This is a genomic window from Roseicyclus sp. (genome assembly GCF_965662675.1).
GTDB lineage: Bacteria > Pseudomonadota > Alphaproteobacteria > Rhodobacterales > Rhodobacteraceae > Roseicyclus.
Genome location: NZ_CBFIIK010000132.1, coordinates 1 through 6,785, shown reverse-complemented (window position 1 = coordinate 6,785; position 6,785 = coordinate 1). Strand labels below are relative to the sequence as shown.

Sequence of the window (6,785 nt, the reverse complement as noted above, 5' to 3'; positions counted from 1 at the left end):
GTCTTGCCATGGTCCACGTGACCAATCGTGCCGATGTTCACATGCGGCTTGTTACGTTCAAACTTTGCCTTTGCCATGATGGCCTCCTTAACGGGTCAGTGGGGCATCGCCCCACCCTACGGTGGTGGGTAGGGCGGGTTTGACCCCGCCGCCCCGGTTATGCGTATTTCGCCTGAATCTCTTCCGAGATGTTGTGCGGGACCGGCTCGTAATGGTCGAACAACATCGTGAACTGCGCGCGGCCCGAAGACATGGAGCGCAGGGTGTTGATGTAGCCGAACATGTTGGCCAGCGGGACGAAAGCGTTGATCACGATGGCGTTGCCGCGGCTTTCTTGGCCGGTCACCTGACCACGGCGCGAGGTCAGATCGCCGATGATGCCGCCGGTGTAATCTTCGGGCGTCACCACTTCGACTTTCATGATCGGCTCGAGCAGCTTCGCACCGGCCCGCTTCAACCCTTCGCGCATGCCCATGCGGGCTGCGATTTCGAAGGCCAGAACGGAGGAGTCCACATCATGGAACTTGCCGTCGATCAGGGCGACCTTGAAATCGATCACGGGGAAGCCCGCAAGCGGACCGCTATCCATGACCGACTTGATGCCTTTTTCGACACCGGGGATGTATTCCTTGGGAACCGCGCCACCAACGATGCGGGACTCGAACGAATAACCCTCGCCCGGCTCGGTCGGCGCGATCTCGAGCTTGACCTCGGCGTACTGACCCGAACCACCCGACTGCTTCTTGTGCGTGTAGGTGTGTTCGATCTTTTGGCCGATGGTTTCACGATAGGCCACCTGCGGCGCACCGATATTCGCTTCGACCTTGAATTCACGACGCAGGCGGTCGATCAGAATGTCGAGGTGAAGTTCGCCCATGCCACGCATGATGGTCTGGCCGGATTCGATATCGGTTTCCACGCGGAAGGACGGATCTTCGGCCGCGAGACGCTGCAGACCAAGAGACATCTTTTCCTGGTCGGCCTTGGTCTTGGGTTCGACCGCGATCTCGATCACCGGATCGGGGAAGGTCATGGTTTCCAGAACCACCGGATGGGCCGGATCACACAGCGTGTCACCCGTGGTGGTGTCTTTCAGACCTGCAAGCGCGATGATGTCGCCGGCGAAAGCCTCGGCGATTTCTTCTTGCTTGTTGGCGTGCATCATCACCATGCGGCCGATGCGCTCGCGCTTGCCCTTGGTGGCGTTCAGAAGCTGGTCGCCCTTTTTCATCTGGCCCGAATAGATCCGGGTGAAGGTGAGCGTGCCCATGAAGGGGTCGTTCATGATCTTGAACGCCAGACCTGCAAAGGGCTGCGCATCTTCCGCCGAGCGCGGAATGTTGCGGGTTTCCGTCTCGTCACCCGGTGCAAAGCCCATATAGGCCGGCACATCGAGCGGACCGGGCAGATAGTCGACCACGGCATTGAGAAGCGGCTGAACGCCCTTGTTCTTGAAGGCGGAACCGCCAAGCACGGGCACGAAGGTCATCGACAAGCAACCCTTACGGATCAGCTTGCGCAGCGTCGGAACGTCGGGCTCCTGGCCTTCGAGATAGGCCTCCATCGCCGCGTCATCCATTTCGACCGCGTTTTCGACCAGAACCGAGCGCCACTCGTCGGCGAGGTCCTTCAATTCGGCACGGATCGGCTGACGCACCCAAGATGCGCCGAGATCTTCGCCTTCCCAGACCCATTCTTCCATGGTCACCAGATCGACGATGCCTTCGAGCTGGTCTTCGGCACCGATCGGGAAGTTCACGGGAACAGGTGTCGCACCTGTGCGGTCCTTGATCATCTTCACGCAGTTGAAGAAGTCAGCACCGATCTTGTCCATCTTGTTGACGAACACCATCCGCGGAACCTTGTAGCGGTCGGCCTGACGCCACACCGTTTCAGTCTGCGGTTCGACACCGGCGTTCGCATCGAGCAGCGCGACCGCGCCGTCGAGAACGGCCAGCGAACGCTCGACTTCGATGGTGAAGTCCACGTGGCCGGGGGTGTCGATGATGTTGAAGCGCACCTTGGTGTCCGAGGTGCCTTCTGCGGTCGGGTCTTCCTGCCACTGCCAGAAGGTGGTGGTCGCAGCGGACGTGATCGTGATCCCGCGCTCTTGCTCTTGTTCCATCCAGTCCATGGTGGCCGCGCCATCATGAACTTCGCCGATCTTGTGCGAACGGCCGGTGTAATACAGGATGCGCTCGGTCGTCGTTGTCTTGCCGGCGTCGATATGCGCCATGATGCCGAAATTGCGGTAGCGCTCGAGCGGATAGTCGCGTGCCATGGGGGAGGTCCTCAGGCTTGGGTTACATGTCGGAAGGACGGCCCCCGGATGGGACCGCCCATTCTATTACCAGCGGTAGTGGCTGAATGCGCGGTTCGCATCGGCCATCTTGTGGGTATCTTCGCGCTTTTTCACCGCGGCACCGCGCGAGTTCACGGCATCGATAAGCTCACCTGCAAGGCGCTCTTCCATCGTGTTCTCGTTGCGCGAACGCGAGGCGTTGATCAGCCAGCGGATGGCCAGCGCTTCACGGCGCTCGGGGCGCACTTCGACGGGCACCTGGTAGGTGGCACCACCGACACGGCGCGAGCGCACTTCGACGGCGGGCTTCACGTTGTCGAGCGCTTCGTGGAACACTTCCACGGGCGCGCGCTTGAGCTTGGCTTCCACCCGCTCGAAAGCGTTGTAGACGATACGCTCTGCGATCGACTTCTTGCCGTCGATCATCAGGTTGTTCATGAATTTGGTCAGCACCATATCGCCATATTTGGCATCGGGCAGGACCTGGCGCTTTTCAGCGGCGTGACGACGGGACATCTCTCGTATCCTCTTACTTGGGGCGCTTGGCGCCGTACTTCGAACGACGCTGGCGGCGATCTTTTACGCCTTGCGTGTCGAGTACACCGCGCAGGATGTGATAGCGCACACCGGGAAGGTCTTTCACACGGCCGCCACGGATCAGAACCACGGAGTGTTCCTGAAGGTTGTGGCTTTCACCGGGAATGTAGCTGATGACCTCGAAACCGTTGGTCAAACGCACCTTGGCCACTTTCCGCATTGCCGAGTTCGGCTTTTTCGGAGTGGTGGTATAGACGCGCGTGCACACGCCACGTTTCTGCGGGCAGGACTCCAGGTGCTGGGACTTGGAGCGTTTTACTTTGGGCTGCCGCGGCTTGCGGATCAGCTGCTGAATCGTCGGCATTCGGTTCCCCGTCTTGCTCTCTCATGTCGGCGGTCTTTCCGCGCGATACGCGAAAACACCAAAGCCGCAAGCATCCCTTCCCTACCTGGAGGACGCTGCGGTGGAAGTTTCAGAGGATCGGGGCGCATCAAAGGCCCGGATCATGACCACTACAATTCTGTAAGAGGCACGAGGTTACCCGTGCCAAGTGGCGCGTCTTTACGGGGAGTCGGCATGGGTGTCAACCGCGCGCCGCACGCTGCGGCCAAGCATTGCGAAACGCCGCAATGTCGATGCCGAAACGCCGCATCAGAAGCGCGGCGATCTCAGGCTCGGGCATGGGCACGGGCATGGTGGTATCAAAGTGAGTGCGGGAATCATTGGTGGCATGATCGCCCCGAATGAACATCATGCTTTCAGTCAAATTGACGAAAGGCACGCGCTGCCAGATCCGGTGATGCGGGAAGTCCATGATGATCCCGGTGTCGTCCGGCCGCATGAACAAGCTCAGCCCCGCCGACCAACACAGGGTCAGCAAGGGATGAACATGGATCTGGTCATCGGGCCGCGCCTCCAGCACCATCCCCCGCCCGTGATCAAGGGCCACGCGGCCGTTTGGGCCGGCCAGCCGCGCGAGTTTGGGCCAGTTGCGGCGGAGCTGGGCGACATAATCCACGGCGACGGCATCATCATCGTCGAGGCGGAACTCGGCGACCGCCGCCGCGTGCGGGTCGCGCGCGCTCAAAAGCACCTCGCGACAGATCGCGCGGTGATCGTCGGGCGCGCGCCAATGCGGCCGTATCTGGGGGATAGCGGCGAAAAGCGCCGTCATCCGGCTGCGCCACGGCTCGGGGAAATCCGCGCCGAGGACGACATGAAGGGTGAAATCGGGGTCGGTTTGCAGCGCCAGACCGGGCAGGCAGACATGCTCGAACCATACACAACGCGCATCAAGGCGGTCGGGCGCATAAAGCGCGGCACGACGTTCGGCGAAATCGGCATGGTATTTCTTGAACCCGCCCGTGCAAGGCAACGAAAACCGGCATAGCCCCTGCACTTGCAGATGATCACCCATGCGGCGCCCCCGGCGTTGTCGCCGCCTTGGCCGCGTTGCGGCGGTTGGCGCGCGCCACCATCCGCTCGCGCAACAGCGTGAAGATGCCGGTCCCGACCACGATCACGCCGCCCGTAAGAGCAAGCGCATTTGGAAACTCGTCAAACACCACCAGCCCGAGGATCAACGCGAAGATCAGCGAGGTATAGCGAAACGGCGAGACGAAGCCCACCTCGCCCACGCGCATCACCATGATGCCGAAGACATAGCCGCCGATGATCAGCACCGCCGCCGCCGCAATCAGCGCCGCCTCGCGCAGATCGAGCGCCACCCAGGGCGTGAACAGCGACAGCACACCACCCACGATGCAGACCGCCGCCGCCGTCAGAACCGCCACCGTCATCGTCGGAACAGCCGGGCTGAAGGCGCGGGTGAACAGATCGCGCGCGGTGATCACCAGCACCGAAAAAAGCACCAAGAGCGACCAGATGTTGAAGCCTTCGGTGCCCGGCTGCACGATCAACAAGACGCCCAGAAACCCGATGCAGATCGCCGACAAGCGCCGCCAGCCGACCTTGTCGCGAAAGACCAGCGCCGCGCCAAGTGTCACCACCAAGGGCAAGGCCGCCAAGATCGCCGTGGCATTCGCGATCGCCATGTTGGTCAAGGCCATGGTGAAGCTGACCATGGCAAAGATCTCGGCCAGTGTGCGCCCGGCGATCAAGGGGCGGTCGCGGCGCGGAAAGGTGGGGCGCAGGCCCGTGGTCGCTTGCACGAAAATCGCCAGCAAGATCGTCGTGCCCAAGCCGCGCAGAAAGATGACCTGGAACAGCGGAACGGTTTCGGCCACGAGCTTCACACATGCATCGTTCACGGTGAAAGCCGCCATCGACAGCGTCATGTAAAGCGCACCCCGCAAATTGGGGCTGAGCGGTGTGCTCATGTCGCCTCATCCATTCGTTGTTGGATCATCGCCTGCAATTTATTGGGCATCAGGCCAAAGCGCTCGCGGAAGAGTTTCTTGGCCTGCCACGCGGGCAGCGCGCGCGCGTCGGGCGGGATCGAGCGGTCGCTGTCGTTATGGCCGTGCAAGGTCCGCACGAACATATAATCGTTCGGATCGATCCAGCAGCGGACTTGGCTGGCCAGTCTGCGATGGTTCCAACGGTAGATATTCGTCATCCCCTCGGGGGTTGTGATCATCGCAGAGGCAAGGCCGAGCGGCTCTTTCTCGGAGAAATCCCAAAACTGTTCCTCCTCGGGGCGGGCCATGTCCCAATAGATGCCCCGATGAAAACAGATCGCAGCGGGGGTTTCCTCGTCTGCCCAGCCAAGGTGCAAAAGCTGGTCGGCGATGGCACGGGTGCGCGCGATATAGTCGCTGGCGACCGCGTCATCATCATCGATGCGAAAGCCGGTGATATAGGTCGAGGTGCCATTCCAAGCCCGGCGAAAGGCGCGCCGGGTAGAGTTGAGCGGCCCCGCCGCCTCCAGCGTGCATACCTCGAGAAAGGGATATTGATCCATCAATCCTTTCAGGCGCTTGCGCCAGCGAAAGGGCATGGTGTCACCGATCAAGGCCACAAGGTGGAAATCCTGATCGGTTTGCGCCGCCAGCGAAGGCAGGCAGATATTCTCGAAATAGGCAAAACGGCGCAGCATACGCGGCACATCGTAAAGAACGCGCGCGGCTTTTTCAAAATCCTGATTTTGCGTTTGGAAACCGCCCTCTCCCAGATAGGAGAAGCGGCAGACGCCGATAATCTGGTTATCTTCACGCGAGGCCATGGCGCCGGTATGCTGCCCTTTTGCGGCGAAGATTAGGCCAAAGCGCCGCGTAGCGGAACACCCCATGCACGCTTTGCAAAAGAAAACGCCCCGCCGGTAAGGGCGGGGCGTCGCATTGGTCGGGCAAGACGGGGGTTATTCCGTCTCGTCGCCCGTTTCGGCCATCACTGGCGCGGCAAGTGCTGCGGCCGCTTCGGCCTCGGCACGGGCCGCTTCGATCACGCTCATGTCGCGCGCCTTTGCGATGCGCTCGACACGCATGGTCGCGCCACCGGTACCCGCCGGGATCAGGCGGCCGACGATGACGTTTTCCTTGAGGCCGACCAGCTTGTCGACCTTGCCCTGAACCGAAGCTTCGGTCAGCACGCGTGTCGTTTCCTGGAAGGAGGCCGCCGAGATAAAGCTGCGGGTCTGCAAGCTTGCCTTGGTGATGCCCAAGAGGATCGGCTGCGCATCCGCCGTGCGGCGACCATCGGCCGCTGCCTTGGCGTTCATCGCTTCCAATTCAGCCTTGTCGACATGCTCGCCCTTCAGAAGCGTGGTCTCGCCACTGTCGAGGATCTCCCACTTCTGGAGCATCTGACGCACGATCACCTCGATGTGCTTGTCGTTGATCTTCACGCCCTGGAGACGATAGACCTCCTGCACCTCGTTGATCATGTATTCGGCCAAGGCCTCGACGCCCATGATGGCGAGGATGTCATGGGGGGCGGGGTTGCCATCCATGATGTAGTCACCCTTCTGGACGAAATCGCCCTCGG

General features: G+C 61.3%; 6 protein-coding genes and 1 pseudogene. All 7 read right to left on the bottom strand.

Translation table 11 applies throughout. The annotated features are described in order from the left end of the window. Window positions 1-157: 157 nt before the first annotated feature. Complete coding sequence (fusA, locus tag ACTG4J_RS14125) at window positions 158-2,281, bottom strand: elongation factor G (protein ID WP_439140379.1); 2,124 nt, start codon at window positions 2,279-2,281, stop codon at window positions 158-160. Window positions 2,282-2,347: 66 nt separating this feature from the next. Further along, window positions 2,348-2,818, bottom strand: a complete 471-nt coding sequence (rpsG, locus tag ACTG4J_RS14120) for a 30S ribosomal protein S7 (protein ID WP_439140378.1) — start codon at window positions 2,816-2,818, stop codon at window positions 2,348-2,350. 13 nt (window positions 2,819-2,831) lie between these two features. Then, the gene (rpsL, locus tag ACTG4J_RS14115; RefSeq protein ID WP_085835153.1) at window positions 2,832-3,203 is read right to left on the bottom strand and encodes a 30S ribosomal protein S12; all 372 of its coding nucleotides are present in this window, start codon (window positions 3,201-3,203) and stop codon (window positions 2,832-2,834) included. A gap of 220 nt (window positions 3,204-3,423) precedes the next feature. Beyond that, complete coding sequence (locus ACTG4J_RS14110; protein ID WP_439140377.1) at window positions 3,424-4,257, bottom strand: glycosyltransferase; 834 nt, start codon at window positions 4,255-4,257, stop codon at window positions 3,424-3,426. Beyond that, entirely contained in the window at window positions 4,250-5,179 is a 930-nt protein-coding gene (locus ACTG4J_RS14105; RefSeq protein ID WP_439140376.1) for a DMT family transporter, read from the bottom strand. Before ACTG4J_RS14105 ends, ACTG4J_RS14110 begins: the two co-directional genes overlap by 8 nt. Further along, the gene (locus tag ACTG4J_RS14100; protein WP_439140375.1) at window positions 5,176-6,024 is read right to left on the bottom strand and encodes a glycosyltransferase; all 849 of its coding nucleotides are present in this window, start codon (window positions 6,022-6,024) and stop codon (window positions 5,176-5,178) included. The genes ACTG4J_RS14105 and ACTG4J_RS14100 overlap by 4 nt, the downstream gene beginning before the upstream one ends. Window positions 6,025-6,159: 135 nt before the next feature. After that, a pseudogene (locus ACTG4J_RS14095) lies at window positions 6,160-6,785 on the bottom strand (DNA-directed RNA polymerase subunit beta'); the annotation flags it as partial.